The 25,064-nt window shown below is 38.5% G+C and carries 38 protein-coding genes; all 38 read left to right on the top strand.

The features are described 5' to 3' along the window. Nucleotides 1-52 precede the first annotated feature (52 nt). Nucleotides 53-1,375: an NAD(P)H-dependent oxidoreductase gene (locus tag BHF69_RS10315; protein ID WP_075671263.1), complete on the top strand. Its 1,323-nt coding sequence runs from the start codon at nt 53-55 to the stop codon at nt 1,373-1,375. Nucleotides 1,376-1,506: 131 nt separating this feature from the next. Then, entirely contained in the window at nt 1,507-2,202 is a 696-nt protein-coding gene (locus BHF69_RS10310; protein WP_075671261.1) for a triose-phosphate isomerase, read from the top strand. A gap of 18 nt (nt 2,203-2,220) precedes the next feature. Beyond that, entirely contained in the window at nt 2,221-2,751 is a 531-nt protein-coding gene (locus BHF69_RS10305; RefSeq protein WP_075671259.1) for a YjbQ family protein, read from the top strand. An 11-nt stretch (nt 2,752-2,762) separates the two neighbouring features. Then, nucleotides 2,763-3,590 carry a class II fructose-bisphosphate aldolase gene (locus BHF69_RS10300; RefSeq protein ID WP_075671257.1) on the top strand — a complete coding sequence of 276 codons (828 nt, stop codon included), beginning with the start codon at nt 2,763-2,765 and terminating at the stop codon, nt 3,588-3,590. A 261-nt stretch (nt 3,591-3,851) separates the two neighbouring features. After that, nucleotides 3,852-4,223 (top strand): PTS glucitol/sorbitol transporter subunit IIA, encoded by a 372-nt coding sequence (locus tag BHF69_RS10295; RefSeq protein ID WP_075671255.1) that lies wholly within the window; start codon nt 3,852-3,854, stop codon nt 4,221-4,223. Nucleotides 4,224-4,367: 144 nt separating this feature from the next. Beyond that, entirely contained in the window at nt 4,368-5,168 is an 801-nt protein-coding gene (locus BHF69_RS10290; protein WP_075671253.1) for a hypothetical protein, read from the top strand. 189 nt (nt 5,169-5,357) lie between these two features. Further along, nucleotides 5,358-5,831: a transcriptional regulator GutM gene (locus tag BHF69_RS10285; protein WP_075671251.1), complete on the top strand. Its 474-nt coding sequence runs from the start codon at nt 5,358-5,360 to the stop codon at nt 5,829-5,831. Between the two features lie 118 nt (nt 5,832-5,949). After that, nucleotides 5,950-6,465 (top strand): PTS glucitol/sorbitol transporter subunit IIC, encoded by a 516-nt coding sequence (gene srlA / locus BHF69_RS14465; protein WP_075671249.1) that lies wholly within the window; start codon nt 5,950-5,952, stop codon nt 6,463-6,465. A 12-nt stretch (nt 6,466-6,477) separates the two neighbouring features. Then, complete coding sequence (gene srlE, locus BHF69_RS10275) at nt 6,478-7,476, top strand: PTS glucitol/sorbitol transporter subunit IIB (RefSeq protein ID WP_075671247.1); 999 nt, start codon at nt 6,478-6,480, stop codon at nt 7,474-7,476. A 27-nt stretch (nt 7,477-7,503) separates the two neighbouring features. Further along, nucleotides 7,504-7,875 carry a PTS glucitol/sorbitol transporter subunit IIA gene (locus BHF69_RS10270; protein WP_075671245.1) on the top strand — a complete coding sequence of 124 codons (372 nt, stop codon included), beginning with the start codon at nt 7,504-7,506 and terminating at the stop codon, nt 7,873-7,875. Between the two features lie 182 nt (nt 7,876-8,057). Next, on the top strand, nt 8,058-9,311 hold the full coding sequence (locus BHF69_RS10265; protein ID WP_075671243.1) for a zinc-binding dehydrogenase: 1,254 nt from the start codon (nt 8,058-8,060) through the stop codon (nt 9,309-9,311). Between the two features lie 50 nt (nt 9,312-9,361). After that, nucleotides 9,362-10,189, top strand: coding sequence for a class II fructose-bisphosphate aldolase (locus tag BHF69_RS10260; protein WP_075671241.1), 828 nt, complete (start codon nt 9,362-9,364; stop codon nt 10,187-10,189). A gap of 546 nt (nt 10,190-10,735) precedes the next feature. Beyond that, nucleotides 10,736-11,257 (top strand): PTS glucitol/sorbitol transporter subunit IIC, encoded by a 522-nt coding sequence (srlA, locus tag BHF69_RS10255; protein ID WP_075671838.1) that lies wholly within the window; start codon nt 10,736-10,738, stop codon nt 11,255-11,257. Nucleotides 11,258-11,271: 14 nt separating this feature from the next. Continuing rightward, a complete protein-coding gene (gene srlE, locus BHF69_RS10250; protein WP_075671239.1) occupies nt 11,272-12,273 on the top strand; it encodes a PTS glucitol/sorbitol transporter subunit IIB in 1,002 nt (333 codons plus the stop codon). Between the two features lie 108 nt (nt 12,274-12,381). Beyond that, a complete protein-coding gene (locus tag BHF69_RS10245) occupies nt 12,382-12,867 on the top strand; it encodes a Gx transporter family protein (protein WP_075671237.1) in 486 nt (161 codons plus the stop codon). Nucleotides 12,868-12,896: 29 nt separating this feature from the next. Next, the gene (locus BHF69_RS10240; RefSeq protein WP_075671836.1) at nt 12,897-13,757 is read left to right on the top strand and encodes a class I SAM-dependent methyltransferase; all 861 of its coding nucleotides are present in this window, start codon (nt 12,897-12,899) and stop codon (nt 13,755-13,757) included. Nucleotides 13,758-13,770: 13 nt separating this feature from the next. After that, complete coding sequence (locus tag BHF69_RS10235) at nt 13,771-14,808, top strand: FAD:protein FMN transferase (protein WP_075671235.1); 1,038 nt, start codon at nt 13,771-13,773, stop codon at nt 14,806-14,808. A gap of 877 nt (nt 14,809-15,685) precedes the next feature. Then, a complete protein-coding gene (gene rpsJ / locus BHF69_RS10230) occupies nt 15,686-16,003 on the top strand; it encodes a 30S ribosomal protein S10 (RefSeq protein ID WP_075671233.1) in 318 nt (105 codons plus the stop codon). A 127-nt stretch (nt 16,004-16,130) separates the two neighbouring features. Next, nucleotides 16,131-16,760, top strand: a complete 630-nt coding sequence (rplC, locus tag BHF69_RS10225) for a 50S ribosomal protein L3 (protein ID WP_075671231.1) — start codon at nt 16,131-16,133, stop codon at nt 16,758-16,760. A 26-nt stretch (nt 16,761-16,786) separates the two neighbouring features. Beyond that, nucleotides 16,787-17,407 carry a 50S ribosomal protein L4 gene (gene rplD / locus BHF69_RS10220; protein WP_075671229.1) on the top strand — a complete coding sequence of 207 codons (621 nt, stop codon included), beginning with the start codon at nt 16,787-16,789 and terminating at the stop codon, nt 17,405-17,407. Further along, nucleotides 17,407-17,706 (top strand): 50S ribosomal protein L23, encoded by a 300-nt coding sequence (gene rplW / locus BHF69_RS10215; RefSeq protein WP_075671227.1) that lies wholly within the window; start codon nt 17,407-17,409, stop codon nt 17,704-17,706. Before rplD ends, rplW begins: the two co-directional genes overlap by 1 nt. Nucleotides 17,707-17,771: 65 nt before the next feature. Further along, nucleotides 17,772-18,614: a 50S ribosomal protein L2 gene (gene rplB, locus BHF69_RS10210; RefSeq protein ID WP_075671225.1), complete on the top strand. Its 843-nt coding sequence runs from the start codon at nt 17,772-17,774 to the stop codon at nt 18,612-18,614. 14 nt (nt 18,615-18,628) lie between these two features. Further along, a complete protein-coding gene (rpsS, locus tag BHF69_RS10205; protein WP_075671223.1) occupies nt 18,629-18,907 on the top strand; it encodes a 30S ribosomal protein S19 in 279 nt (92 codons plus the stop codon). 25 nt (nt 18,908-18,932) lie between these two features. Then, complete coding sequence (gene rplV / locus BHF69_RS10200) at nt 18,933-19,319, top strand: 50S ribosomal protein L22 (protein ID WP_075671221.1); 387 nt, start codon at nt 18,933-18,935, stop codon at nt 19,317-19,319. Between the two features lie 10 nt (nt 19,320-19,329). Then, the gene (rpsC, locus tag BHF69_RS10195) at nt 19,330-19,986 is read left to right on the top strand and encodes a 30S ribosomal protein S3 (RefSeq protein WP_075671219.1); all 657 of its coding nucleotides are present in this window, start codon (nt 19,330-19,332) and stop codon (nt 19,984-19,986) included. Further along, nucleotides 19,986-20,423 carry a 50S ribosomal protein L16 gene (rplP, locus tag BHF69_RS10190; RefSeq protein WP_075671217.1) on the top strand — a complete coding sequence of 146 codons (438 nt, stop codon included), beginning with the start codon at nt 19,986-19,988 and terminating at the stop codon, nt 20,421-20,423. The genes rpsC and rplP overlap by 1 nt, the downstream gene beginning before the upstream one ends. Further along, nucleotides 20,413-20,616 (top strand): 50S ribosomal protein L29, encoded by a 204-nt coding sequence (gene rpmC, locus BHF69_RS10185; protein ID WP_075671215.1) that lies wholly within the window; start codon nt 20,413-20,415, stop codon nt 20,614-20,616. Before rplP ends, rpmC begins: the two co-directional genes overlap by 11 nt. A gap of 18 nt (nt 20,617-20,634) precedes the next feature. After that, nucleotides 20,635-20,889, top strand: a complete 255-nt coding sequence (rpsQ, locus tag BHF69_RS10180) for a 30S ribosomal protein S17 (RefSeq protein WP_075671213.1) — start codon at nt 20,635-20,637, stop codon at nt 20,887-20,889. Between the two features lie 32 nt (nt 20,890-20,921). Continuing rightward, entirely contained in the window at nt 20,922-21,290 is a 369-nt protein-coding gene (rplN, locus tag BHF69_RS10175) for a 50S ribosomal protein L14 (protein WP_075671211.1), read from the top strand. A 12-nt stretch (nt 21,291-21,302) separates the two neighbouring features. Next, nucleotides 21,303-21,614 (top strand): 50S ribosomal protein L24, encoded by a 312-nt coding sequence (gene rplX, locus BHF69_RS10170; RefSeq protein ID WP_075671209.1) that lies wholly within the window; start codon nt 21,303-21,305, stop codon nt 21,612-21,614. 23 nt (nt 21,615-21,637) lie between these two features. Further along, nucleotides 21,638-22,177, top strand: coding sequence for a 50S ribosomal protein L5 (gene rplE, locus BHF69_RS10165; protein ID WP_075671207.1), 540 nt, complete (start codon nt 21,638-21,640; stop codon nt 22,175-22,177). A 15-nt stretch (nt 22,178-22,192) separates the two neighbouring features. Continuing rightward, nucleotides 22,193-22,378, top strand: a complete 186-nt coding sequence (locus BHF69_RS10160; protein ID WP_075671205.1) for a type Z 30S ribosomal protein S14 — start codon at nt 22,193-22,195, stop codon at nt 22,376-22,378. Between the two features lie 23 nt (nt 22,379-22,401). After that, a complete protein-coding gene (gene rpsH / locus BHF69_RS10155) occupies nt 22,402-22,803 on the top strand; it encodes a 30S ribosomal protein S8 (RefSeq protein ID WP_075671203.1) in 402 nt (133 codons plus the stop codon). Nucleotides 22,804-22,950: 147 nt separating this feature from the next. Continuing rightward, complete coding sequence (gene rplF, locus BHF69_RS10150) at nt 22,951-23,490, top strand: 50S ribosomal protein L6 (protein WP_075671201.1); 540 nt, start codon at nt 22,951-22,953, stop codon at nt 23,488-23,490. 21 nt (nt 23,491-23,511) lie between these two features. Beyond that, nucleotides 23,512-23,880, top strand: a complete 369-nt coding sequence (rplR, locus tag BHF69_RS10145) for a 50S ribosomal protein L18 (protein ID WP_075671199.1) — start codon at nt 23,512-23,514, stop codon at nt 23,878-23,880. Between the two features lie 15 nt (nt 23,881-23,895). Beyond that, nucleotides 23,896-24,405, top strand: a complete 510-nt coding sequence (gene rpsE / locus BHF69_RS10140) for a 30S ribosomal protein S5 (protein ID WP_075671198.1) — start codon at nt 23,896-23,898, stop codon at nt 24,403-24,405. Between the two features lie 13 nt (nt 24,406-24,418). Continuing rightward, nucleotides 24,419-24,601, top strand: a complete 183-nt coding sequence (gene rpmD / locus BHF69_RS10135) for a 50S ribosomal protein L30 (protein WP_075671196.1) — start codon at nt 24,419-24,421, stop codon at nt 24,599-24,601. Nucleotides 24,602-24,620: 19 nt separating this feature from the next. Then, a complete protein-coding gene (gene rplO / locus BHF69_RS10130) occupies nt 24,621-25,064 on the top strand; it encodes a 50S ribosomal protein L15 (RefSeq protein WP_075671194.1) in 444 nt (147 codons plus the stop codon).

Genomic DNA, 25,064 nt, shown 5'->3' with positions numbered 1-25,064 from the left:
TCTTGGCATAGAGTAGTAAAATGATTTTTAAAAGCAAGGAGGAATTTTAGGTATGCTTAATATGGATCAGAAATTAATCAAAAGACAGGCAGAAGGCAAAATCATCAATACAGGTATCGTTGGTGCTGGACAGATGGGTCGTGGAATGACAACTCAGATGGTATTAATGAATGGTATCAAACCAGCAGTTGTATCTGATATTGTTGTTGAGAACGCTGTACATGCTTTTGAATATGCAGGCGTAGCAAAAGAAGATATTGCAGTATGTAACACAGTAGCAGAAGCAAATGCTGCTTTAGAAGCTGGAAAATATGTTGCTACAGCTGATTCTAACATCGTTACTCAGGCTGACGCTGTAGAAGTTGTTGTTGATGTAACAGGTGTACCTGATGTTGGAGCAAAAGTTTCTACAGATGCTATGGACAACGGAAAACACGTTGTAATGATGAACGTAGAAACAGACGTAGTTATTGGACCTTACCTGAAGAAATATGCAGAACAGAAAGGTGTATTATACACAGGATCTGCAGGGGATGAACCAGGTGCCGTTATGGAATTATACTGCTTTGCAAAAGCAATGGGTATGAATGTTGAAGTAATGGGTAAAGGTAAAAACAACAAACTTGATTATGACTGTAACCCAGATACTGTATTAGAAGAAGCTACAAGAAGAAAAATGTCTCCAAAAATGCTTTGTGCATTCAAAGATGGTACAAAGACAATGGTAGAAATGACTGCTATGTCTAACTACACAGGATTAGTTCCAGATGTTATCGGTGGACATGGACCAGAAACAGCTCCTGGTACAGAAGGTATCAAACAGTTAAATGACATCTTTAAATTAAAAGAAGATGGCGGTATCTTAAATAAACATGGCGTAGTTGAATATGTTAACGGAGTTGCTCCTGGAGTATTCGTAACTGTTTCTACACCGAACGATGAAATCGCTTACCAGATGGGATACCACAGCATGGGTCCTGGACCACTTTGGACATTATACCGTCCATATCACTTATGTAACTTAGAAACACCATTAACAGTTGCTAAGTTAGTCATTGATCAGGAAACAACATGTGTACCAATCGATGGTTTAGTATCTGAATGTATTACACGTGCGAAAGTTGACTTAAAAGCTGGACAGGTAATCGATGGTATTGGTGGATATACAACACACGGTTCTATCTGCTCTGCTGAAGAATCTGACAAGAATATGTATGTACCATTTGGTCTTGTAACAAAAGGTGCTGTTATGAAGAAAGATTGTAAAAAAGGACAGCTTCTTACATTAGATATGATCGATCTTGACAAGACAACATTAATCTATAAGTTACGTCAGGAACAGGATAAAATGTACGGAAAAACAAATTTATTATAAGAGATTGCTCTAATTAGCTGATATTTATCTTTACAAGTACGCCTTTTGCGGCGTACTTGTTTAGAATCATGGGGAGAAATTGTTACCATTGTTATGAATCTATTCGATTTATGAGAGAAAGGATATTTATTATGGCAGAAGCAAGAGTACCATTTTTGGTTGTAAATCCTAAAAATTATTTGTATGGGGAATCCAGCCTGGAACTGGCAAAAGCAGCAGATAAAGTAGCAGAAGATACAGGAATCCAGATCTATTTTACATGTCCATTAGTAGACGTTCGTTTGATTAAGGAAAATACAAAGCATTTGACCATCTGTGCACAGTCTATGGATTCTCTGACTCCTGGACGCGGGATGGCGAAAATTCTTCCAGAAGCATTAAAAGAAGCTGGAGTAGAAGCGACCTTTATTAACCACGCTGAAAATCCAAAAACATTAAGCGAATTATATAAGACGATCAGACGCTGCAAAGAATTGGGAATTATTGCAATTGCATGTGCAGATTCCACGACAGAAGCAAAGGCAGTTGCGATTATGGATCCTGATATTATCATTGCAGAGCCTACAGACTTAATCGGAACCGGACAGATTGCAGATGATTCTTATATGGTTGAAACAGTGAAACAGATGCTGGAAGTCAATCCAAATGTTCAGCCAATGATCGCTTCTGGAGTAAGCACGGCAGAAGACTGCTACAAGATTGTAAAAGCTGGTTCTGATGGAACGGGATGTACCTCTGGTATCTTAAATGCACCATCACCAGCATTACGTGTAAGAGAGATGGCAGAAGCGATTATAAAAGCTTATAACGAACGAACAGGTAAATAGTAAATAGGAGGACGAACGATGGCTGTATATAAAGAAACAATTAAGTTAAAATCACATGGTACCACACCTACTTTTATCAATATTACCCCTCAGGTAAAAGAAGCGATTACAAATAGTAATATTCAAAATGGAATCGTTACGATTATTTCTCCTCATACAACATGCTCTGTATTTTTTGAAGAATTTGTACATGATACCATCGAGGATGGAACAGAATTTCTTCAGATCGATTTAGATAAAGCATTACAGAAAATCATTCCTAATCAGACAGAAATGCCACCAGCAGGCGGATACATGTATCCAGGTGAAGCTCATTTCTTAGATGTGGAATCCTGGCCGAATGCAGCAGATTATCTTCCGGGTGGAGATCGTACTGCGTTATTAAACTGTGATGCCCATTTGAAATCTACCATCTTAGGGTCCAGTGCAACCTTAGAAGTCGACGAAGGAAAATTGGGAGTCGGATCTACAGGATATGTATATTTTGTAGACTTTGACCGTACACGTGAGCGTGAACGTAAATGTAAGATTATTATTATTGGTGAATAGGAGGATTTTTCATGTTAGTAAATTCCAAAGAATTATTTAAAAAAGCGCAGGAAGGACATTATGCCATTCCATCTGCCAATGTATTGGATATGGAAAGCATCAAATATCATGTTGGAGTAGCACAAGAATTAGGTCTGCCTCTGATCGTTGGTGTGGCAGAAGCACATTTGGGAGATAACCTTACCCTGGAGGATGCTGCTCTGGTCGGAAAGAAATATGCAGATGCTGCATCTGTACCGGTTGTACTGCATTTAGACCATGGTATGAGTGTAGAGACATGTAAAAAGGCCATTGATCTTGGATTTACATCCGTTATGATCGACGCATCCATGAAGAGTTTTGAGGAAAATGTTGCTATCACAAAGGAAGTGGTGGAATATGCCAAAGCGAAAGATGTATCCGTAGAAGCAGAGATTGGACACGTTGCAAGCAACTTCGATGAAAATGATACAGATGCACTGTACACAACTGCAGAAGAGGCAAAGAAATTCTGTGAAGAATCCGGATGTGATTCTCTGGCAATTTCCATCGGAACGGCACATGGAGTATACAAGGCAAAAGCAATTCCAGAGATCAGCTTTGACCGTCTCGCAGAGATTCATGCGGCAACCGATGTACCATTGGTACTTCATGGAGGATCCGGATCTGGAGATGACAACTTAAACCGCTGTGCAAAAGAAGGAATCTCCAAAGTAAATATCTATACAGACTTATATCTGGCAGCAATGGCATCTGCAGACGAAAGTGGAGCAAAAGACTATCTGTCCTTAAGAGCTGCTATCAAAGCAGGTATCCAGAATTGTTTAAAACATTACTACTCAGTATTCGAAACAAAATAGAAGAAAGTTTCATCCGTGTAAGGGCCGGGAGAATGTTCCTGGCCCTTTTTGGGCATTTCATCGCCTGGAAGTGACCTTTGATGCTTCTGGGAAAATATGAATGAAGTAAAAAACTTCAGCATTCTGAACATAAAGTTCCATTAGAAATAGAAAAAATATACACTTTATTTAGTAAAATTTCACAATCTCATATTGACAGGCTACATATAAGAAGGTAAAATTAAATAAGGATGTTGGCTAATAGTAGAAAGGAGGAGCAATATGAAATATTGTTCAAAAATTACAGGAAATGGACCAGATGCATTTGCATTTTTAGGGGATCCAGAGACTAACTTTATCATTATCTTTAATGACGATGCACCACCTGCATTAGCAGAATTATGTGTACTACATGAAGCAGCAGAATTAGTAGAAGACGTAAAGGTTGGAGATACTTTTGTAATCGCTGATATGCCATTTACCGTATCTGCAGTTGGTTCTGAAGCGAATGCAACATTAAGAGGTTTAGGACATTGTACACTTGATTTCAAGGGTGGTCCAGAAGCAGAAAGACCAGGATGCATTATGTTAGAGGGAGATGAAGTGGTAACAGCGAATGATTTAGTAGCTGGTGCAACTATTGAGATTTATTAATTCGTACATAACAATATAAGTGTAATAGGGGACATAGTTTGTACTATGTCCTTTTTCGTTACATAAGAAATTTTTTTAACTTTTTCATGTGATGAAAAACAATACAATTTATAGAAAAGGTGCGGGATAAAGGAGATTAGAAATATGTGGGGCATATTGATTGCCAGTGGAATTTATGGAATTGCTATTATTTTAAATATAGGCAGAGAGGGACTGCAGGAATATCACAGCAATTCTGCCTGGACGGATGAAGAAGTAGAAAAAGTGAAGGAAGCATCCGTATTTGGATGGAAATTATTTGTTATCATTAGTTTTGTTCTCGGTGGTCTGATGCTGATTTATGCATATGTTCAAAAGATGCCAGAGCAAAGCCAGCTTTTGCGAGATACAGGAATCGTTACAAAAATAACGGAATCTGGAAGCGGAGATATAACGATCATGCTAGATTACGATGAGCATACATTTGTTATAGAACGTGGCATGGCGAAGAAACTTGATTTAGATGGTCTGAAATTATGTAAAGATACAAAAAAACAGGTGCAGATATTATCGGAAGAAGGGAATGGATTTTCAAGAAAGGGACAGAAGGTTCTTTATGAGATAAAAACGGGGAAAACATCCCTTTTATCCTATGCTCAGGTGAAAAAAGAGAAAGAGAAGATGAGTGGTATCTGGATTCAGATGGCTTGTGGGATGTTTACCATAGGTATTTTGTCAGTGTTTGTTTTGGTGTACGCCAAAAAGAATCCAAAGGCGTATAGGATTATTTGTCTTATGAAAGGAGAACGTGGAATCAAGCCTACGGTATCCCAGAAAATAGAGCAGGCTATTGATAATATGTTATCAAGCTATCATACACCAAAAAAGGATGAAATTAGTGCTGGATATTATGGAAAATATCGGGATAAGTTGAAAAATAGAGAAGGTATCACGCAAGATAAATAAAAAAGCATAGTTTTATGAACAAAACATTCAATAATTGTTCTTAAAAAAGTACTTATACATATTTTCAACCTCAAAAGGTTGACAGACAGCAAGAATATAGTAAAATAATATATAGATTCAACAAAAACAGAGTGTGTTTCACATGCTGTTTTGTATAAATTGCTAACTAGGAAGGAAAGACTGGAAAAAATGGAAGGAATTAAATGGATTTTTCTATTGATGTTTGTATTGTTTACACTACAGTCATTTGGTTCGATTATTCAGATTCGTGGCTATAAAAAAGCGATTCAGAGATGCAGACAGTTGGGAAATCTGGGGATTGGACAAAAGAGAAGTCGTTTATTATCTAGTGGGAACATTGTGATTATCGGTTGCGACAGTGAAGGGATTATTACTGGCGGCGAGATTATGGAAGGGATTACATTATTGGCCCACTTTAAACCAATGGAGAAGATACTGGATCGTCCGATGGTCGGTGAAAGTATCTATGATTATCTGGAGGAATTTCGGGCGATGCCGAAAAAGCGCCAGAAGTTTTATAAAGGACATATTCAGGCGATGGAAGCGCTTGAGATGAGATTCAGTCATGCTGGAGAAGGGGAGGAGACTTCAGCGGAGGTAATCCCGGCATCAGATGATGATTTTGATATCGATGACTTATAGGGTGGTGTAAAAAGCCCAAGGGCACCGGAACGATGAAGGCCCAAGCATTTTTTCGGTGACGGAGAGCTTATTACATAGAGAGCAACGTTATAATAAAATATTGGAAGGAGGGGTAGGAATGCAAGCAATTTCTACTTTTGCAAATGCATTTATGAGCGTATTTAATGCAGGTGCTGAGACTTTAATGGGTTGGGTGACTGGAATTATCCCAACAGTAATCTGTCTGATGACAGCGGTTAACTCAGTCATTAAGTTGATTGGTGAGGACAGAGTGGAAAACTTCTGTCAGAAAATTACAGGAAACTTTATTTGTCGTTATCTGGTATTGCCTGTATTAGCAGTTATCTGTCTGGCAAACCCAATGTGCTATACGTTTGGACGTTTTGTAGAAGAAAAGTACAAACCAGCATATTATGATGCGGCAGTATCTTTTGTACATCCTGTAACAGGTTTATTCCCTCATGCAAATGCCGGTGAATTATTCGTTTACATGGGTATTGCAGCAGGAGTTGAAAAACTGGGATTCCCTCTTGGTGATTTGGCAGTTCGTTACTTTATCGTAGGTTTGATCGTAATTCTGATTCGTGGAATCGTTACAGAAAGAATTTACGCAATACTGGCAAAAAGAGCGTAAGGGGGTTAGATTATGAGTTATAAAGCAGTTACATTAAATCCAGGACAAGGTGGCTGGGGCGGACCTTTGACCGTTCAGGCAACAGATCAATGTAAAACAATCTTATGTGTTACTGCCGGAGGCGGAATCCATCCAGTAGCACAGAAAATTGCTGATATGACTGGTGGCGTAGCAGTAGATGGTTATAAGAATAATGTACCAGATCAGGAAGTGTTAGTTGCAGTTGTAGACTGTGGTGGTACTGCTAGATGTGGTGTTTATCCTAAGAAAGGAATCTTTACTGTAAACTTAAATCCAGTTGGAGCAGTAGGACCATTAGCAACATTCATTAAAGAAGACATCTATGTTTCTGGTGTAACAGAAAAAGATGTTGTATTTGCTGGAGAAGGTACACAGGGAGCATCCAAAGCAGCTTCCGGCGATAAAAAAACAGCAATGCAAGAAAGAAAAGAAGCAGCGAAAGAAGAAGCAGCAGGAAGTGCTAACTTTATTACCAGATTAGGTATTGCGATTGGTAAAGTTGTTAATAAATTCTTCGCAGCAGGACGTGATTCTATCGAAATGGTAATTAAGAATATTCTTCCATTCATGGCATTCACATCCACATTATTAGGTATTATCTCAGCTTCCGGTTTAGGTAATGTCATTGCAAAGACAATTTCACCTTTATGTTCTACATTACCAGGAATGCTTGCAATTTCCTTTATCTGTGCATTACCATTCTTATCTCCAGTATTAGGACCTGGAGCAGTAATCGCACAGCTGGTAGGAGTATTGCTTGGTGATCAGATCGGTGCAGGCGCAATCCCAGCTCAGTATGCATTACCAGCATTATTTGCTATCGATGCACAGGTTGGTGGAGACTTCGTACCAGTAGGATTATCCTTAGGAGAAGCAGAATCTTCTACCATCGAGCTTGGTGTACCAGCCGTATTATATTCCCGTGTAATCACAGGACCTTTAGCAGTAGTAATCGCCTTTGTATTCAGTATGGGATTATATCCACAATAAAATTAGCATAAATATGAGGTGACTGAAATGAAATTTAGATCTAAAATCACAGGAAATGGACCAGATGCATTTGCATTTTTAGGGGATCCGGAAACAAATTTTATTATTATTTTTAATAATGATGCACCACCTGCACTTGCAGAATTGTGTGTTCTTCATGAACCGGCAGAATTGTTGGCTGATGTGGAAACCGGTGATACATTTGTAATCGCCAATAAAGTTTTCAATGTGTCAGCGGTTGGTTCAGAAGCCAATGAAACATTAAGAGGATTGGGACATTGTACCGTTGACTTTAAAGGTGGTCCAGAAGCAGAAAGACCAGGATGCATTATGTTAGAAGGAGATGATCCTATTACAGCAGCTGATCTGGTTTCTGGTGCAATGATCGAGATTTTTTAGAAGGTATTTATTATAAAGAGAAGGAGCTTTGTCTCCTTCTTTTTTTGTGATTAAATTTTGGAATGGGAAGCCTACAAAATAAAAATAAATGAAAATACTGGTTGCAGAAAATGAAAATATATGCTAATATTTAACCATAGAAATGAAAATAAATGAAAATTCAGGTAAAGTAGGAGGATATTATGCAGGCAAAAGGTGTTCGATTATACGGTGTTGATGATATTCGTTTGGAAGAATTTGAGCTTCCAGAGATCAAAGATGATGAAATTTTAGTAAAAATTATTTGTGATAGTATTTGTATGTCTACTTATAAAACAGTGAAACAGGGAGAAAAGCATAAACGAGTGCCGGAAGGAATTGCGGAAAATCCAATTATTATTGGACATGAATTTTCCGGTGATATTGTCAAAGTCGGAGCAAAGTGGGCAGATCAGTTCAAGCCGGGAGACCGATTTGCACAGCAGCCACAGATTCCAGGACAGATGGAGACGCCAGGATATTCTTATCCATATTTTGGAGGGGCATCCACTTATGCGATCTTTCCAGGAGATGTTATTGAAAAAGGTTGTTTGATGCATAATGAAGGATCATACTTTGAAGCATCTATTGCAGAACCGATGGCGTGCTGTATCGGAGGGTTCCATTCCATGTTCCATACCATACCGGAAAGCTACGAACATAGCATCGGAAATAAAGCAGGCGGGGACTTGATCATCATGGGAGGCTGTGGCCCTATGGGTCTGGGTGCAATCAGCTATGCATTGGCTACGGAAAATAAACCAAAAAGAGTGGTAGTTACAGAAATCAGTGATGAACGTCTGGAGCGGGCAGCACAGGTGATTCCGGTAAGTGAAGCTGCAGAAAAGGGAATTGAACTTCTCTATGTAAATACAGCAAATATGGAAGATCAAGTTGCTGGCCTGATGGAACTTACTGGTGGCAAAGGATATGATGATGTGTTTGTATATGCACCAGTACGTTCTATGGCAGAAGTGGCAGATAAGATTCTTGCGACAGATGGATGTTTGAATATTTTTGCCGGTCCTGCAGATAGTCAGTTTTCAGGAGAAGTGAACCTGTATAACGTTCATTATGCAAAACATCATTATGTTGGCTGTACTGGAAGTCTGATTTCTGATATTAAAGAGGTTGTTGATAAATCAGCAAAAGGGTTGATTAAACCTGCGGTTATGATCACTCATGTAGGAGGAATTGATACAATTGTAGATACAACCATGAATCTTCCAAAAATTCCAGGAGGAAAGAAGCTGACTTACTTACAGTTTGAAATGCCATTGACTGCAATTGCAGATTTCCGTAAATTAGGAGAGACAGATCCGCTTTATGCTAAATTGGCAGATAGCTGTGATGCTCATAATGGATTGTGGAATGCAGAAGCAGAAGAAATCTTATTAAAGCATTATGGCGTAAAATAACAGGGGGATATTGTAGAAAGGATGAATATCAATATTTGGAGGTTTGAACAATGTTAGTGAATTCTAAAGAATTATTTAAAAAAGCACAGCAAGGACATTATGCCATTCCATCTGCCAATGTATTGGATATGGAAAGCATCAAATATCATGTCGGGGTAGCACAAGAGTTAGGTCTGCCTCTGATTGTCGGTGTGGCAGAAGCACATTTGGGAGATAACCTTACTCTGGAGGATGCTGCGCTGGTTGGAAAGAAATATGCAGATGCTGCATCTGTACCGGTTGTACTGCATTTAGACCATGGTATGAGTGTAGAAACATGTAAAAAGGCCATTGATCTTGGATTTACTTCCGTTATGATCGACGCATCCATGAAGAGCTTTGAGGAAAATGTTGCTATCACAAAGGAAGTGGTGGAATATGCCAAAGCAAAGGATGTATCCGTAGAAGCAGAGATCGGACACGTTGCAAGCAACTTCGATGAGAATGATACAGATGCACTGTACACAACTGCAGAAGAGGCAAAGAAATTCTGTGAAGAATCCGGATGTGATTCTCTGGCAATTTCCATCGGAACGGCACATGGAGTATACAAGGCAAAAGCAATCCCAGAGATCAGCTTTGACCGTCTCGCAGAGATTCATGCGGCAACCGATGTACCATTGGTGCTTCATGGAGGATCTGGCTCTGGAGATGACAACTTAAACCGCTGTGCGAAAGAAGGAATCTCTAAAGTAAATATCTATACAGACTTATATCTTGCTGCAATGGCATCTGCAGACGAAAGCAAAGCAAAAGACTATCTATCTTTAAGAGCTGCTATCAAAGCAGGTATCCAGAGCTGTTTAAAACATTACTATTCTGTATTTGAAACAAAATAGTAATAATAGGTGGTTGTTGGCCATTTTCTCCTAAAATAGAATAAAGGATTGTCCGTGTTGGCAGGCATTTTCTGGTGTATTATCCCGGGAAATGCCTGATTTTTTATGGAATAGGAAATTTCTTTTTTTATATATATTGCTATAGTAAAAAAGTAAAAAATCCTATGAAATACGGTAGTGTTTGAGGAAAAGATAGTATCTATTTATACAAATGAATTTATTTATACAAATGGATAAAAAATATTGATTTCTTTGAGAAAATGCAACTATAATCTATAGATTTTATACAAATGTATATATAGAATTTATAAAAAATACACTTATACATTATTTCAACTTAATACGGTTGACTTTAAGCAAGATATTGATAAAATTAGATTTGTAATGATCAGTAGTAACTGATTGGGTGTAATTCTAATATTTCTTAGATATTACATTAATTAACACATGCAGGCTATTGCAATGCCGTAAGAGGCCCAGGCATTGTAGTAGTTGCACAAAAAGAAAAAGAAGGAAATTCATGTATATTTGAAAGGAGAAGAGAATATGGAAGCAATTTCTACATTCGCAAATGCCTTCATGAGTGTATTCAATGAAGGAGCAACAACCTTAACAGGGTGGGTAACAGGGATTATCCCATCGGTAATCTGTCTGATGACAGCAGTAAATTCAGTGATCAAATTGATTGGGGAAGATCGAGTGGAAAAGTTCTGTTCTAAGATTACGGGAAATTTTCTTTGCAGATATCTTATTTTGCCGGTGATCGCAGTGTTGTGTCTGGCAAACCCAATGTGTTATACATTTGGACGTTTTGTAGATGAAAAATATAAACCGGCATATTATGATGCCTGTGTATCTTTCTTACATCCAGTAACTGGTTTGTTCCCTCATGCAAATGCTGGTGAATTATTCGTATATATGGGTATTGCCGCAGGCGTTCAGAAGCTGGGATTTCAGATTGGAGAATTGGCAGTTCGTTACTTTATCGTAGGTCTGATCGTGATTCTGATTCGTGGTTTATTAACGGAAAGAATTTATGCAGTATTATCTAGCAAAGCAGGAAATTAAGAGGAGGAAGTAAGATGAGTTATCAAGCAGTTACAATTACAGCCGGTGCCGGTGGATGGGGCGGTCCATTAACAGTAAAACCAGATGATAAATGCAATAAAGTATTGTGCGTTACTGCAGGTGGTGGGATTCATCCAGTAGCAGCTAAGGTTGCAGAGCTTGCAGGATGTGAAGCAATTGATGGATATAAGAATAATGTTCCAGATGAAGAAGTATTGATTGCAGTCGTGGATTGCGGTGGTACTGCAAGATGTGGTGTTTATCCTAAGAAAAAGATTTTTACGATTAACCTGAATCCGGTTGGTGCAGTTGGACCATTGGCAGCATTTATCAAAGAAGACATCTATGTTTCTGGTGTAACAGAAAAAGAAATAACTTTAGCGGGTGAAGGTGCTGCAGCTGTCAGCAAAGTGGCAAGCACTTCTCCTTCAAAAGAAGATGTTCAGGCTAAGAAGGAAGCTGCAAAAGAAGAAGCTGCATCAAGTGCTAACTTTATTACAAGATTAGGTATTGGAATTGGTAAAGTCGTAAATAAATTCTTTGCGGCAGGACGTGATTCTATTGAAATGGTAATTAAAAATATTCTTCCATTCATGGCATTTACATCCACATTATTAGGTATTATCTCAGCTTCCGGTTTAGGTAATGTCATTGCAAAGACAATTTCACCTTTATGTTCTACATTACCAGGAATGCTTGCGATTTCCTTTATCTGTGCATTGCCATTCTTATCTCCGGTATTAGGACCTGGAGCAGTAATCGCGCAGTTGGTAGGAGTATTGCTTGGTGATCAGATCGGTGCAGGCGCGATCCCAGCTCAGTATGCATTACCAGCATTATTTGCTATCGATGCACAGGTTGGTGGAGACTTCGTACCAGTAGGATTATCCTTAGGAGAAGCAGAATCTTCTACCATCGAGCTTGGTGTACCAGCGGTATTATATTCCCGTGTGATCACAGGACCTTTAGCAGTAGTAATCGCCTTTGTATTTAGTATGGGATTATATCCACAATAAAAGTCATCATATATAATCATTCCTTAACGAGAAAGAAGTAGAGTGCAATTCTACTTCTTTTTTGTTATAATAAATCAGAAGTCTTGCATAATAAGGAGAAAAGTAATTATGGTGAAAAAAACAGCGCAGGGAGGATTGTTTCTTGCATTAGCACTTGTGGCTTCTTATGTGGAGATGCTGATACCGATTCAGATTGGGATTCCTGGCGTGAAGATCGGGTTGGCAAATGGTGTGATTATGGTATTATTGTACATGGCAGGTGCTAAGGAAGCGTATGCCATTTCTGTTGCCAGAATTCTTTTGTCTGGATTTCTGTTTGGGAATCTGATGATGATTCTTTACAGTATGGCAGGAGGAATGCTAAGTCTTACACTGATGATCCTTCTTAAAAAGATTGGAGGATTTAGTCCGATAGGTGTTAGTGTGGCTGGAGGTGTCAGTCATAATGTTGGTCAGCTTGTTGTGGCAATACTAGTGCTGGAGACGGGAAGATTGATTTATTATTTTCCGGTGCTTTTGCTTTCTGGAACGACTGCAGGGGTGCTGATTGGAATTGTGGTTGGAGAAATTATTAAAAGGCTTCCGAAAAATTGATGATAGAAGAAATAGAAAGAGGAACGATTATGTGGATAGCAGATGGATGGAATGATTATGAAGTGTTGGATACTTCAAGTGGAGAAAAATTAGAGCGTTGGGGTGATTATATTCTGGTTCGCCCGGATCCTCAGGTGCTTTGGAATACACCGAAGAAATTAAGGGGATGGAAACGGCCGAATGCGCATTATCATAGAAGTAAACGTGGTGGAGGAGAATGGGAATTTTTTGATTTGCCGAAGAAATGGCAGATTGGATATAAAGGGCTCACATTTAACTTGCAGCCATTTAGTTTTAAGCATACCGGATTATTCCCGGAACAGGCGACGAATTGGGATTGGTTTTCTGAGAAGATTAGAAATGCAGGAAGACCTGTTAAAGTATTGAATCTTTTTGCTTATACTGGAGGGGCAACACTTGCTGCGGCAAAAGCAGGAGCCAAGGTGACTCACGTAGATGCATCTAAGGGGATGGTTACCTGGGCGAGAGAGAATGCAAAAGCATCTGGACTGGAAGATGCGCCGATCAGATGGCTGGTGGATGATTGTGTGAAGTTTGTAGAGAGAGAGATTCGTCGTGGCAATCATTATGATGGAATTATCATGGATCCACCTTCTTATGGAAGAGGACCGAAGGGGGAAATCTGGAAGATTGAGGAGAAGATCTATCCATTTGTTCAATTATGTACAAAGATTTTATCAGATGATCCATTGTTTTTCCTGATCAACAGCTATACAACTGGACTTCAGCCAGCAGTTCTTTCCTATATGATGGGAACAGAAATTGTTCCGAAATTTGGCGGAAAGGTTCAGGCGGACGAAGTGGGACTGCCGGTAAGCAGCAATGGCTTGGTGCTTCCGTGTGGAGCCAGCGGAAGATGGAGTAAGTAGAGGAGTGACGGAAATGAAGCGATGGATCGCAGGTGTGATGATCAGTGTATGGTGTCTGCTCGTTCTGGCTGGTTGTGGAAAGCAATTGGAGGCTTCTAAATATACGAATACGGATTTTGCCATGGGAACGACGGTGTCTGAAGTACTTTATGGGCAGGCGGATGCTTGTGAGAAGGCAGGCGGTGACATAATCGAGCTTTTAAAGAAAATAGAGGAAGAGCAGATTTCGTGGCGCAAAGAGGATAGTGAGATTTATACGATGAATCATTCCAAAGAAGCGGTGGAAGTGGACGAGGATGTGGCTGCATGGCTGGAGCGTTCGCTTCAGATTGCCAGTGATACCGATGGGGCTTTGAATCCAGGGGTTGGAGTTCTGGCTCAATTATGGGACATTGGAGGAGATCATGCCAGAGTTCCTGAAGAATCAGAAATTAAGAAAGCCATGCAGGAAATTGATTATAAGAAGATATCCATAGATGGACGGAATGTGACTACAGATCCGGATCAGGTGCAGGTGGACTTGGGCGCAGTAGGAAAAGGGATTGGCGCAGATAAGGCTATGGCTTATCTGAAGAATCAGGATTCAGTTACTGGTGCCATTATCTCCGTAGGAGGAAGTCTATGTGTATATGGAGAAAAGCCGGGCGGAGAAAACTGGAGCGTTGGGGTGCAGGATCCACGCGGAGAAACTGGTGAAATGGTAGGGGTGGTCAATGTAAAAGGTGATAAATTTGTATCAACCTCTGGAGATTATGAGAAGTATATTGAAAAAGATGGAAAACGGTATCATCATATTCTGGATAGTGCTACCGGATATCCTTCAAATCCCGGATTGATTTCTGTTACGATCGTTTGTGATTCTGGAATTGATAGTGATGGATTATCTACTGCGTGCTTTGTACTGGGAATGGAGAAGAGTCTCAAGATTTTAGATGAATACAATGCGGAAGCGGTGTTTATTGGTGAAGATCGGAATGTATATACTACAGATGGAGTAGATTTTGAACTTCAGAATACGAAAGATTATCAGATATGTGAGATGAGCAAGTAACTATTTAATAGGTAGAAAGGCATTTGCAGAAATTTGGTTGTAATTATAAAATGATTTGCAATAGCAACCATTTGGATGATAGAAAGATAAGAGTTAAGATCTGAATTGGTGTGTTTGGGATGAAAAATGGATTTTACGACCAAAAATTAACGGAATTATGGTCGTATGGATGGTAAAGTGAGGTTAGACGACCAATAAAGTGAAAGTCTGATAAATAATAGGGGTTTTTTGGTTGCTGATGGTTATTTTTTTTACTATACGACCAATGAAGTTCTTATATGAAGTTGGCCAAGCAGAACCTCGACTCCGCGGTGCTCCGTCTCGCTTTCGGCTAGTCGCCGAATATCTTCCACCTCTAAATAGCCTATTGCAAGCAGGTTTGTAGGTTCCTGTATCGTGAGCAACGAAAAATTTGACGAAAAGCGTCGTGTTGCCCATCAATAAATGACTCTGCAAGCAAGCTTACAGTCATTTATTGTGATGTGCAGCAGACAGCATATCTGTCTGCTCCGCTTTTCTGTCAGAGAGCAGAAACCTTTACATAGTCTCTTTGGAGGTGGGAAGCTGCTTGGCTTGTTAGTGTTCGAAAAAAAATACAATTTTTCTATTGCATTTTGCGTGGTTTTCCTTTATACTAAAGACTGTTGTGACATGATAGCGAAGAAGCGCGAGGTTGCTGCATGAAAAAACGTAAGGTTTTGTGCAGGTTTTCCGTGGAGCGAATGTCAAGTTATTGAAAACTGGCGACAAGTCACTGTACTGAATACAATCTGCTAAAGAGAGCAGAGACGCAGTGTGTGAAGCTTACGACACACACGGAGGAGTGTACAGTCACCGCTTGTCGTACCGAAAGTACGAAAAGGAGGCGACTTTTTTTATGGCAAGTCAAGTAATGAGAATCACATTGAAGGCGTATGATCATCAATTAATCGATGCATCTGCAAAGAGCATCATCGAAACTGTAAAGAAAACTGGAGCAAAGGTGAGTGGTCCTGTACCAATGCCTACTAAGAAAGAAGTAGTAACAATTCTTAGATCCAGACATATCTACAAAGATTCCAGAGAACAGTTCGAACAGAGAACACATAAGAGATTGATCGATATCATCACACCAACTCAGAAAACAGTTGATGCATTATCTAGATTAGAAATGCCAGCTGGTGTTTACATCGATATCAAGATGAAACAGAAATAGGCAACAATCCTTAAGGGTTATGAGATAGATAGGGAACCCCCTAAGCTTTCATAGCGTCTAGGATGATTTTAAGCAGGCGAAAGCCAAATTTTAAAATCCGCTGTAGATTAAATAGGAGGAAATATTAATGAAGAAAGCGATTTTAACAACCAAAGTCGGAATGACTCAAATCTTCAATGAAGACGGCGTGTTAACTCCAGTAACTGTATTACAGGCTGGTCCATGTGTGGTAACACAGATCAAGACAGTAGAAAACGATGGTTACTGTGCAGTACAGGTTGGTTATGCTGACAAAAAAGAAAAAGCAACAAACAAACCATTAAAAGGTCATTTTGACAAAGCGGGCGTTAGTCCAAAGAAATTCGTAAAAGAATTCAAATTTGAAAACGTAGAAGAATACACAGTAGGACAGGAAATCAAAGCAGACATCTTTGCAGAAGGTGACAAAATTGATGCAACAGCAACTTCTAAAGGTAAAGGATTTGCTGGCGGTATCAAGAGACACGGATTATCAACAGGTCCTAAAACACATGGTTCTAAGTATCATCGTCACGCAGGTTCTAACGGTTCTGCATCTGACCCAAGTAAAGTATTCAAAGGTAAAAAGATGCCAGGTCAAATGGGTGCAAAACAGGTTACAATCCAGAACTTAGAAGTAGTAAAAGTTGACGTTGAAAATAACATTATCTTAGTAAAAGGTTCTGTACCTGGACCTAAAAAATCTTTAGTAGTGTTAAAAGAATCAGTAAAGGCTTAATTGGCTGAAGGAAGGAGGACTTACAGATGGCAACAGTATCTGTTTTAAATATGGCTGGTCAGGAAGTTGATAAGTTAGAACTTAACGATGCAGTTTTCGCAGCTCCAGTAAATGAACATTTAGTGCATCTGGCAGTAGTAAGCCAGCTTGCAAATAAACGTCAGGGAACACAGAGTGCTAAAACTCGTTCAGAAGTTCGTGGCGGTGGTAGAAAACCTTGGAGACAAAAAGGAACAGGTCACGCAAGACAGGGATCTATCCGTGCTCCACAGTGGACAGGTGGTGGAGTTGTATTTGCTCCAAAACCAAGAGACTACTCTGTAAAAATGAACAAGAAAGAAAAGAGAGCAGCTCTTAAATCCGTATTAACAGCAAAATTAAATGAAAATAAATTCGTAGTAATTGATGAATTCAAATTTGATGAAATCAAGACTAAAAATGTAGTAGCTATGTTAAGCGCAGTAAACGCAAACAAAGCATTAGTAGTTATGGGAGAAAAAGATGATAACTTAGTATTATCTGCAAGAAATATCCCAACTGTAAAAACTGCTTTAGTAAACACAATCAACGTATATGATATCTTAAAATACGACACAGTTGTTGCTTCTAAAGCTGCAGTAGAAAAAATCCAGGAGGTGTATGCATAATGGCAAGTTTAAAATACTATGACGTTATTCTGAAACCAGTCGTAACAGAAAAAAGCATGAACGCTATGGTAGAAAAGAAATACACTTTCTTAGTTCATCCAGAAGCAAATAAGAGCATGATCAAAGAAGCAGTTGAAAAAATGTTCGAAGGAACAAAAGTAGCAAAAGTAAACACAATGAACTGCGATGGAAAAACAAAAAGACGTGGAATGGTTTACGGAAAAACTGCTAAAACAAAAAAAGCTATCGTATTCTTAACAGAAGATAGTGCAGATATCGAAATTTTCGAAGGTCTGTAAAATTAAAGTAACTTATACTCACGAAAGAGTGACAATAAATTCGTTTAAAATGAAAGGAGATCAAAATGGGAATTAAAACATACAACCCATATACACCTTCTAGAAGACAGATGACTGGTTTAGATTTCCAGGAAATCACAAAGGATACTCCTGAAAAATCTTTAACAGTATCTTTAAAGAAAAATGCTGGTCGTAACAATCAGGGTAAAATTACAGTAAGACATCGCGGTGGCGGTTCAAGAAGAAAATATAGAATTATCGATTTCAAAAGAAATAAAGATGGTATTCCTGCAACAGTTGTAGCAATCGAATACGATCCAAACAGAACAGCTAACATTGCATTGATCACATATGCAGATGGTGAAAAGGCTTATATCATTGCTCCTAACAAATTAAAAGTTGGAGATAAATTAATGAATGGTCCTGAAGCTGAAGTAAGAGTAGGTAACTGCTTACCTCTTGAAAATATTCCAGTTGGTACAGAAATTCACAACATTGAAATGCACCCTGGAAAAGGCGCACAGTTAGTTCGTTCAGCAGGAAACTCTGCACAGTTAATGGCAAAAGAAGGGAAATACGCAACACTTCGTTTACCTTCTGGAGAAATGAGAATGGTTCCTGTTGTATGTAGAGCAACAATCGGCCAGGTTGGTAACATCGAACACGGACTTGTTAACATCGGTAAAGCAGGACGTAAACGTCACATGGGTATCCGCCCAACTGTACGTGGTTCTGTTATGAACCCTAATGACCATCCACACGGTGGTGGTGAAGGTAAGACTGGAATTGGTCGTCCAGGTCCATGTACACCTTGGGGTAAACCAGCACTTGGTTTAAAAACTCGTAAGAAAAACAAACAGTCTAATAAGATGATTATCAGAAGAAGAGACGGTAAAAACGTTAAATAATAGGAGGTAACCGAATGGCACGTTCACTTAAAAAAGGGCCTTTTGCAGATGCAAGCCTGCTTAAGAAAATAGATGCATTGAATAGTACAGGTGAAAAAACAGTGATCAAAACTTGGTCTCGTCGTTCAACAATTTTCCCATCTTTCGTTGGACACACAATCGCTGTTCATGATGGAAGAAAACATGTACCTGTATATGTAACAGAAGATATGGTAGGACACAAACTCGGAGAGTTCGTTGCTACAAGAACTTATAGAGGACATGGAAAAGACGAAAAGAAATCACGTCGATAAGGAAAATTGAAAGGAGGTTTCATCCATGGCTAAAGGACATAGATCCCAGATTAAAAGAGAAAGAAATGCAAATAAAGATACCAGACCATCAGCAAAATTATCTTACGCTAGAGTGTCTGTTACTAAAGCTTGCTTCGTATTAGATGCCATCAGAGGTAAAGATGTTCAGACAGCACTTGGTATTTTAGCTTACAATCCAAGATACGCTTCAAGCTTAATAGAAAAATTATTAAAATCTGCAATTGCAAATGCAGAAAATAACAACGGTATGAATCCAGAAAACCTTTACGTTGCAGAATGTTATGCAAATAAAGGACCTACAATGAAGAGAATTAAACCTAGAGCACAGGGTAGAGCTTATAGAATCGAAAAACGTATGAGTCACATTACAATCGTGCTTGATGAAAGATAAGGAGGCAACAATGGGACAGAAAGTTAATCCTCATGGTTTAAGAGTCGGAGTTATCAAAGATTGGGACTCCAGATGGTATGCGGAAGCTGATTTTGCTGATAACTTAGTTGAAGATAACGAAATCAGAACTTTCCTGAAAAAGAAATTATATAGCGCAGGTATCGCTAAGATCGAGATCGAAAGAGCTTCTAATAGAGTAAAAGTAATCGTATATACAGCAAAACCAGGTATCGTAATCGGTAAAGGTGGTTCTGCAATCGAAGAAGTAAAAAGACAGTTAGTAAAAATGACTGGCAAGAGAGTTTTAATCGATGTCAAAGAAGTAAAAAGACCAGACAAAGATGCTCAGTTAGTTGCTGAAAACATTGCAGCACAGTTAGAAAACCGTATCTCTTTCAGACGTGCAATGAAATCTTGCATGCAGAGAACAATGAGAGCCGGAGCAAAAGGAATCAAAACTTCTGTATCTGGACGTTTAGGTGGAGCAGATATGGCTCGTACAGAATTCTACAGCGAAGGAAATATTCCATTACAGACACTTCGTGCTGACATTGATTATGGATTTGCAGAAGCTGACACAACTTATGGTAAAGTTGGTGTTAAAACATGGATTTATCATGGTGAAGTACTTCCAGTGAAAGAAGCTAAGGAAGGGGGAAATCAGTAATGTTAATGCCAAAGAGAGTAAAACGTCGTAAACAGTTCCGCGGTTCTATGAGAGGAAAAGCTATGCGTGGTAATAGAATCACAAATGGTGAATATGGTATCGTAGCAGTAGAACCAGCATGGATCAGATCTAATCAGATCGAAGCAGCCCGTGTTGCTATGACTCGTTATATCAAACGTGGTGGTAAAGTTTGGATCAAGATTTTCCCAGACAAACCAGTAACTGCACAGCCAGCTGAAACTCGAATGGGTAAAGGTAAAGGTAACTTAGAATACTGGGTAGCAGTAGTGAAACCAGGCCGTGTATTATTCGAAATTTCTGGAGTATCCGAAGAAGTAGCTAGAGAAGCTTTACGTCTTGCTGTTCATAAATTGCCAGTAAAATGTAAAATCGTTTCTCGTGAAGATTTAGAAGGCGGTGACAACAGTGAAAACTAAAGAATATGTTAAAGATTTAAAAGCAAAATCAGTTGCAGAATTAAACAATGAGCTAGTAGCTGCTAAAAAGGAATTATTCAACTTAAGATTCCAAAACGCAACAAATCAGCTTGACAATACAAGCAGAATCAAAGAAGTTAGAAGAAATATTGCTAGAATTCAGGGAGCAATCACTGAAAAAGCAAATGCTTAATGGAAGGAGGAATTTGTTGTGGAAAGAAATCTGAGAAAGACCCGTATCGGGAAAGTTGTTAGTGATAAAATGGACAAAACAGTAGTTGTTGCAATCGAAGATAATGTAAAACATCCATTATATAATAAGATCGTTAAGAGAACTTACAAATTAAAAGCTCATGACGAAAATAACGAATGTAACATTGGAGATAGAGTAAAAGTTATGGAAACAAGACCTTTATCTAAAGATAAGAGATGGAGACTTGTAGAAATTATCGAAAAAGCAAAATAATTTCATAACTTATCAGAGGAAGGAGATTAGGCATGATTCAACAGGAGTCAAGACTTAAAGTTGCTGATAACACTGGTGCAAAAGAATTACTTTGCATTAGAGTTTTAGGCGGATCTACAAGAAGATATGCTAACATCGGCGATATCATCGTTGCTACTGTTAAAGATGCAACACCAGGCGGTGTTGTTAAAAAAGGTGATGTTGTAAAAGCCGTTGTTGTTCGTACAGTAAAAGGTGCTCGTCGTAAAGACGGTTCATATATTAGATTTGATGAAAATGCTGCAGTTATTATTAAAGATGACATGAACCCAAGAGGAACACGTATCTTTGGACCAGTAGCTAGAGAGCTGAGAGACAAGAAATTCATGAAAATTGTTTCATTAGCACCAGAAGTATTATAAGGAGGTGTAACTGTGTCAGCAATCAAAATTAAAAAAGGCGATTTAGTAAAGGTTATCGCTGGTAAAGATAAAGATAAAGAAGGCAAGGTAATTGCTATTAATAGAAAAAACAATACAGCTATCGTTGAAGGCATTAACATGGTTTCTAAACACATGAAACCATCAATGGCAAATCAGCAGGGCGGCATCGTAAGCCAGGAAGCTCCTATTGATATTTCTAATATTATGTACGTACACAATGGAAAAGCAACAAGACTTGGATACAAAGTCGAAGATGGAAAGAAAGTACGTATCGCTAAATCAACAGGCGAAGTTATTGATTAATATTAGAGAGGAGGCCATTCAAGGTGAGTAGATTAAAAGAAAAATATACGAACGAAATCGTAGATGCTATGAACAAAAAGTTTGGTTACAGCAACATCATGCAGGTACCAAAATTAGATAAGATCGTTATCAACATGGGCGTTGGCGAAGCAAAAGATAATGCAAAAGTATTAGATGCTGCTATCAAAGATCTTGAAACAATCTCAGGTCAGAAGGCAGTGATCACAAAGGCTAAAAAATCTGTTGCGAACTTCAAATTACGTGAAGGTATGCCAATCGGATGTAAAGTAACATTAAGAGGCGAAAGAATGTATGAATTCGCTGATCGTTTAATCAACTTAGCACTTCCACGTGTACGTGACTTTAGAGGTGTTAACCCTAATGCATTCGATGGAAGAGGAAACTATGCATTAGGTATTAAAGAACAGTTAATTTTCCCAGAAATTGAATACGATAAAGTAGATAAAGTAAGAGGAATGGACATCATTTTTGTTACAACAGCAAATACTGATGAAGAAGCCCGCGAATTATTAACTTTATTCGGTATGCCATATAAAAAATAGTTAGGAGGATCTATCATGGCAAGAAAAGCAATGAAAATTAAACAGCAGAAGAAACAAAAATTCTCCACTAGAGAATACAGCCGTTGTAGAATTTGTGGTCGTCCACATGCTTACTTAAGAAAATACGGAATCTGCAGAATTTGCTTCCGTGAATTAGCATACAAAGGACAAATCCCAGGCGTGAAAAAAGCAAGCTGGTAAATTCAGGAAGGAGGCAATTTACAATGACAATGAGCGATCCAATTGCAGATATGCTTACAAGAATCCGTAATGCAAACACTGCTAAACATGATACAGTTTCAGTTCCATCTTCAAAAATGAAATTAGCTATCGCTGAAATCCTTAAAAAAGAAGGTTTCATCAAAGGCTTTGAAATCGTTGAAGAAAATGGTTTTAATACAATCGTAATCACATTAAAATACGGTGCAGATAAAAACGAAAAGATTATTACAGGTCTTAAGAGAATCTCTAAACCTGGACTTCGTGTATATGCAAACTGCGAAGATCTTCCTAAAGTATTAGGTGGACTTGGTATTGCAATCATCTCTACAAACAAAGGTGTGTTAACAGACAAAGAAGCACGTGCATTAAACGTTGGCGGAGAAGTATTAGCATTCGTTTGGTAGAATGAAAACCTTGTTGAAATTCAGATAAATTTTATCTGGATTTCACAAAAAAAGGTTTTTATATAAATATATAAATGATATATTAAAAAAGATTCTGAAAACAGAAAGAGCACAAGTCTCTTTCCGACAATTTAAGGAGGTATACCTATGTCTCGTATAGGTCGTTTACCAATCGCTATCCCTGCAGGAGTAGAAGTAGCGGTTGCAGAAGGAAACAAAGTGACTGTAAAAGGTCCTAAAGGTACATTAGAAAAATGTTTACCTGTTGAAATGGAAATTAAAGTTGAAGATAATCAGGTTGTTGTTACAAGACCTAATGATTTAAAGAAAATGAAATCATTACATGGTTTAACAAGAACATTAATCGCAAATATGGTAACTGGTGTTACTGAAGGATACCAGAAAGTTCTTGAAATCAACGGTGTTGGTTACAGAGCTTCTAAAAAAGGAAAAGAGATCACTTTCAACCTTGGTTTTTCACATCCTGTAGTTATGACAGATCCTGAAGGAATTGAATCTGTTATGGAAGGACAGAACAAAATCATCATCAAAGGTATCGATAAAGAAAAAGTTGGCCAATACGCTGCTGAAATCAGAGACTTAAGAAGACCTGAACCATACAAAGGAAAAGGTATTAAGTACGATTATGAAGTAATCAGACGTAAAGTTGGTAAGACTGGTAAATAATAATTAAAGGAGTGAAATACAATGGTTAAGAAAGAATCAAGAAGTAAAATTCGTGCAAAAAAGCACTTAAGAATTCGTAACCGTTTTAGCGGAACAGCTGAAAGACCACGTTTAGCTGTATTTAGAAGTAACAATCATATGTACGCTCAGATTATTGATGACACAGTTGGTAATACTTTAGTTTCAGCGTCTACATTACAGAAAGATGTAAAAGCTGAATTAGAAAAAACCAATGATGTTGCAGCAGCAGCATATTTAGGAAAAGTAATTGCAGAAAAAGCAATTGCAGCTGGTATTACAACAGTTGTTTTCGATAGAGGCGGTTTTGTATATCAGGGAAAAATTCAGGCATTAGCAGATGCAGCTAGAGAAGCTGGATTAGAATTTTAATAGGAGGAAAACAGTATGAAGCGTACAATCATTGATGCCAGCAATTTAGAGCTGGAAGAAACAGTTGTATCAATCAAACGTGTTACCAAAGTAGTAAAAGGTGGACGTAACATGAGATTCGCAGCTTTAGTAGTTGTTGGTGATAAAAACGGACACGTTGGTGCTGGTTTAGGTAAAGCGGCTGAAATTCCTGAAGCGATTCGCAAAGGAAAAGAAGATGCAATTAAACATTTAGTAAAGGTTCCTATGGATGAAAACGGAAGTATTCCACATGACTTTATTGGTAAATTCGGTAGTGCATCTGTATTATTAAAGACATCTCCAGAAGGTACTGGTATTATCGCTGGTGGTCCTTCTCGTGCGGTACTTGATCTTGCAGGTTACAAAAACATCCGTTCCAAATGTTTAGGTTCAAACAATAAACAGAACGTAGTACTTGCTACAATCGAAGGATTAACTAAATTAAAAACTCCAGAAGAAGTAGCTAAACTTCGCGGTAAAACTGTAGAAGAGCTATTAGGTTAGGAGGTAGTGAATCATGGCAGAAAAATTAAACATTACTTTAGTAAAATCTCCAATCGGAGCAATTCCTAAGCACAAAAAGACATTAGAAGCTTTAGGATTGAAGAAAGTGAACAAGACTGTAGAAATGCCAGATAATGCTTGCGTTAGAGGTATGATCAAACAGGTGAATCACTTAGTAAAAGTTGAAGAAATTTAATTCATAAGGAGGTGCTACGATGGATTTATCAAATTTACGTCCAGCAGAAGGATCAAAACACAGCGATACTTTTAGAAGAGGCCGTGGACATGGTTCTGGAAATGGTAAAACAGCTGGTAAAGGACACAAAGGACAGAAAGCACGTTCAGGCGGTGGCACAAGACCAGGCTTTGAAGGTGGACAGATGCCTTTATATAGACGTATTCCAAAACGTGGTTTCACATGCAGAAACTCTAAAACAATCGTTGGAATTAACGTATCAGCATTAGAAAGATTTGAAGACGGAGCTGTTGTTTCCGTTGAAACATTAGTCGAAACAGGTGTTGTTTCTAATCCAAAAGATGGAGTTAAAATTCTTGGAAATGGAGAATTAACGAAAAAGCTTACAGTTCAGGCAAATGCATTCAGTGCATCTGCAAAAGAAAAAATTGAAGCTTTAGGTGGAAAAGCTGAGGTGATCTAG

This window comes from Anaerostipes sp. 992a, from assembly GCF_001940245.1.
Classification (GTDB): domain Bacteria; phylum Bacillota; class Clostridia; order Lachnospirales; family Lachnospiraceae; genus Fimousia.
This window is presented reverse-complemented; position numbering and strand designations above follow the sequence as displayed.

What these genes read in the sequence shown, in the direction of transcription:
- rplB (WP_075671225.1), top strand. Translation starts at nt 17,772, where the DNA reads ATGGGAATTAAAACATACAACCCATATACACCTTCTAGAAGACAGATG.
- rplW (WP_075671227.1), top strand. Translation starts at nt 17,407, where the DNA reads ATGGCAAGTTTAAAATACTATGACGTTATTCTGAAACCAGTCGTAACA.
- BHF69_RS10270 (WP_075671245.1), top strand. Translation starts at nt 7,504, where the DNA reads ATGAAATTTAGATCTAAAATCACAGGAAATGGACCAGATGCATTTGCA.
- BHF69_RS10285 (WP_075671251.1), top strand. Translation starts at nt 5,358, where the DNA reads ATGGAAGGAATTAAATGGATTTTTCTATTGATGTTTGTATTGTTTACA.
- rplD (WP_075671229.1), top strand. Translation starts at nt 16,787, where the DNA reads ATGGCAACAGTATCTGTTTTAAATATGGCTGGTCAGGAAGTTGATAAG.
- rplO (WP_075671194.1), top strand. Translation starts at nt 24,621, where the DNA reads ATGGATTTATCAAATTTACGTCCAGCAGAAGGATCAAAACACAGCGAT.
- BHF69_RS10265 (WP_075671243.1), top strand. Translation starts at nt 8,058, where the DNA reads ATGCAGGCAAAAGGTGTTCGATTATACGGTGTTGATGATATTCGTTTG.
- rplR (WP_075671199.1), top strand. Translation starts at nt 23,512, where the DNA reads ATGGTTAAGAAAGAATCAAGAAGTAAAATTCGTGCAAAAAAGCACTTA.
- rplC (WP_075671231.1), top strand. Translation starts at nt 16,131, where the DNA reads ATGAAGAAAGCGATTTTAACAACCAAAGTCGGAATGACTCAAATCTTC.
- rplF (WP_075671201.1), top strand. Translation starts at nt 22,951, where the DNA reads ATGTCTCGTATAGGTCGTTTACCAATCGCTATCCCTGCAGGAGTAGAA.
- BHF69_RS10310 (WP_075671261.1), top strand. Translation starts at nt 1,507, where the DNA reads ATGGCAGAAGCAAGAGTACCATTTTTGGTTGTAAATCCTAAAAATTAT.
- BHF69_RS10235 (WP_075671235.1), top strand. Translation starts at nt 13,771, where the DNA reads ATGAAGCGATGGATCGCAGGTGTGATGATCAGTGTATGGTGTCTGCTC.
- srlE (WP_075671239.1), top strand. Translation starts at nt 11,272, where the DNA reads ATGAGTTATCAAGCAGTTACAATTACAGCCGGTGCCGGTGGATGGGGC.
- BHF69_RS10290 (WP_075671253.1), top strand. Translation starts at nt 4,368, where the DNA reads ATGTGGGGCATATTGATTGCCAGTGGAATTTATGGAATTGCTATTATT.
- rpsJ (WP_075671233.1), top strand. Translation starts at nt 15,686, where the DNA reads ATGGCAAGTCAAGTAATGAGAATCACATTGAAGGCGTATGATCATCAA.
- rpmD (WP_075671196.1), top strand. Translation starts at nt 24,419, where the DNA reads ATGGCAGAAAAATTAAACATTACTTTAGTAAAATCTCCAATCGGAGCA.
- BHF69_RS10245 (WP_075671237.1), top strand. Translation starts at nt 12,382, where the DNA reads ATGGTGAAAAAAACAGCGCAGGGAGGATTGTTTCTTGCATTAGCACTT.
- BHF69_RS10260 (WP_075671241.1), top strand. Translation starts at nt 9,362, where the DNA reads ATGTTAGTGAATTCTAAAGAATTATTTAAAAAAGCACAGCAAGGACAT.
- srlA (WP_075671249.1), top strand. Translation starts at nt 5,950, where the DNA reads ATGCAAGCAATTTCTACTTTTGCAAATGCATTTATGAGCGTATTTAAT.
- BHF69_RS10160 (WP_075671205.1), top strand. Translation starts at nt 22,193, where the DNA reads ATGGCAAGAAAAGCAATGAAAATTAAACAGCAGAAGAAACAAAAATTC.
- BHF69_RS10315 (WP_075671263.1), top strand. Translation starts at nt 53, where the DNA reads ATGCTTAATATGGATCAGAAATTAATCAAAAGACAGGCAGAAGGCAAA.
- BHF69_RS10305 (WP_075671259.1), top strand. Translation starts at nt 2,221, where the DNA reads ATGGCTGTATATAAAGAAACAATTAAGTTAAAATCACATGGTACCACA.
- srlA (WP_075671838.1), top strand. Translation starts at nt 10,736, where the DNA reads ATGGAAGCAATTTCTACATTCGCAAATGCCTTCATGAGTGTATTCAAT.
- rpsH (WP_075671203.1), top strand. Translation starts at nt 22,402, where the DNA reads ATGACAATGAGCGATCCAATTGCAGATATGCTTACAAGAATCCGTAAT.
- BHF69_RS10240 (WP_075671836.1), top strand. Translation starts at nt 12,897, where the DNA reads ATGTGGATAGCAGATGGATGGAATGATTATGAAGTGTTGGATACTTCA.
- rpsC (WP_075671219.1), top strand. Translation starts at nt 19,330, where the DNA reads ATGGGACAGAAAGTTAATCCTCATGGTTTAAGAGTCGGAGTTATCAAA.
- rpsS (WP_075671223.1), top strand. Translation starts at nt 18,629, where the DNA reads ATGGCACGTTCACTTAAAAAAGGGCCTTTTGCAGATGCAAGCCTGCTT.
- rplV (WP_075671221.1), top strand. Translation starts at nt 18,933, where the DNA reads ATGGCTAAAGGACATAGATCCCAGATTAAAAGAGAAAGAAATGCAAAT.
- rplN (WP_075671211.1), top strand. Translation starts at nt 20,922, where the DNA reads ATGATTCAACAGGAGTCAAGACTTAAAGTTGCTGATAACACTGGTGCA.
- rpsE (WP_075671198.1), top strand. Translation starts at nt 23,896, where the DNA reads ATGAAGCGTACAATCATTGATGCCAGCAATTTAGAGCTGGAAGAAACA.
- rplP (WP_075671217.1), top strand. Translation starts at nt 19,986, where the DNA reads ATGTTAATGCCAAAGAGAGTAAAACGTCGTAAACAGTTCCGCGGTTCT.
- srlE (WP_075671247.1), top strand. Translation starts at nt 6,478, where the DNA reads ATGAGTTATAAAGCAGTTACATTAAATCCAGGACAAGGTGGCTGGGGC.
- BHF69_RS10300 (WP_075671257.1), top strand. Translation starts at nt 2,763, where the DNA reads ATGTTAGTAAATTCCAAAGAATTATTTAAAAAAGCGCAGGAAGGACAT.
- BHF69_RS10295 (WP_075671255.1), top strand. Translation starts at nt 3,852, where the DNA reads ATGAAATATTGTTCAAAAATTACAGGAAATGGACCAGATGCATTTGCA.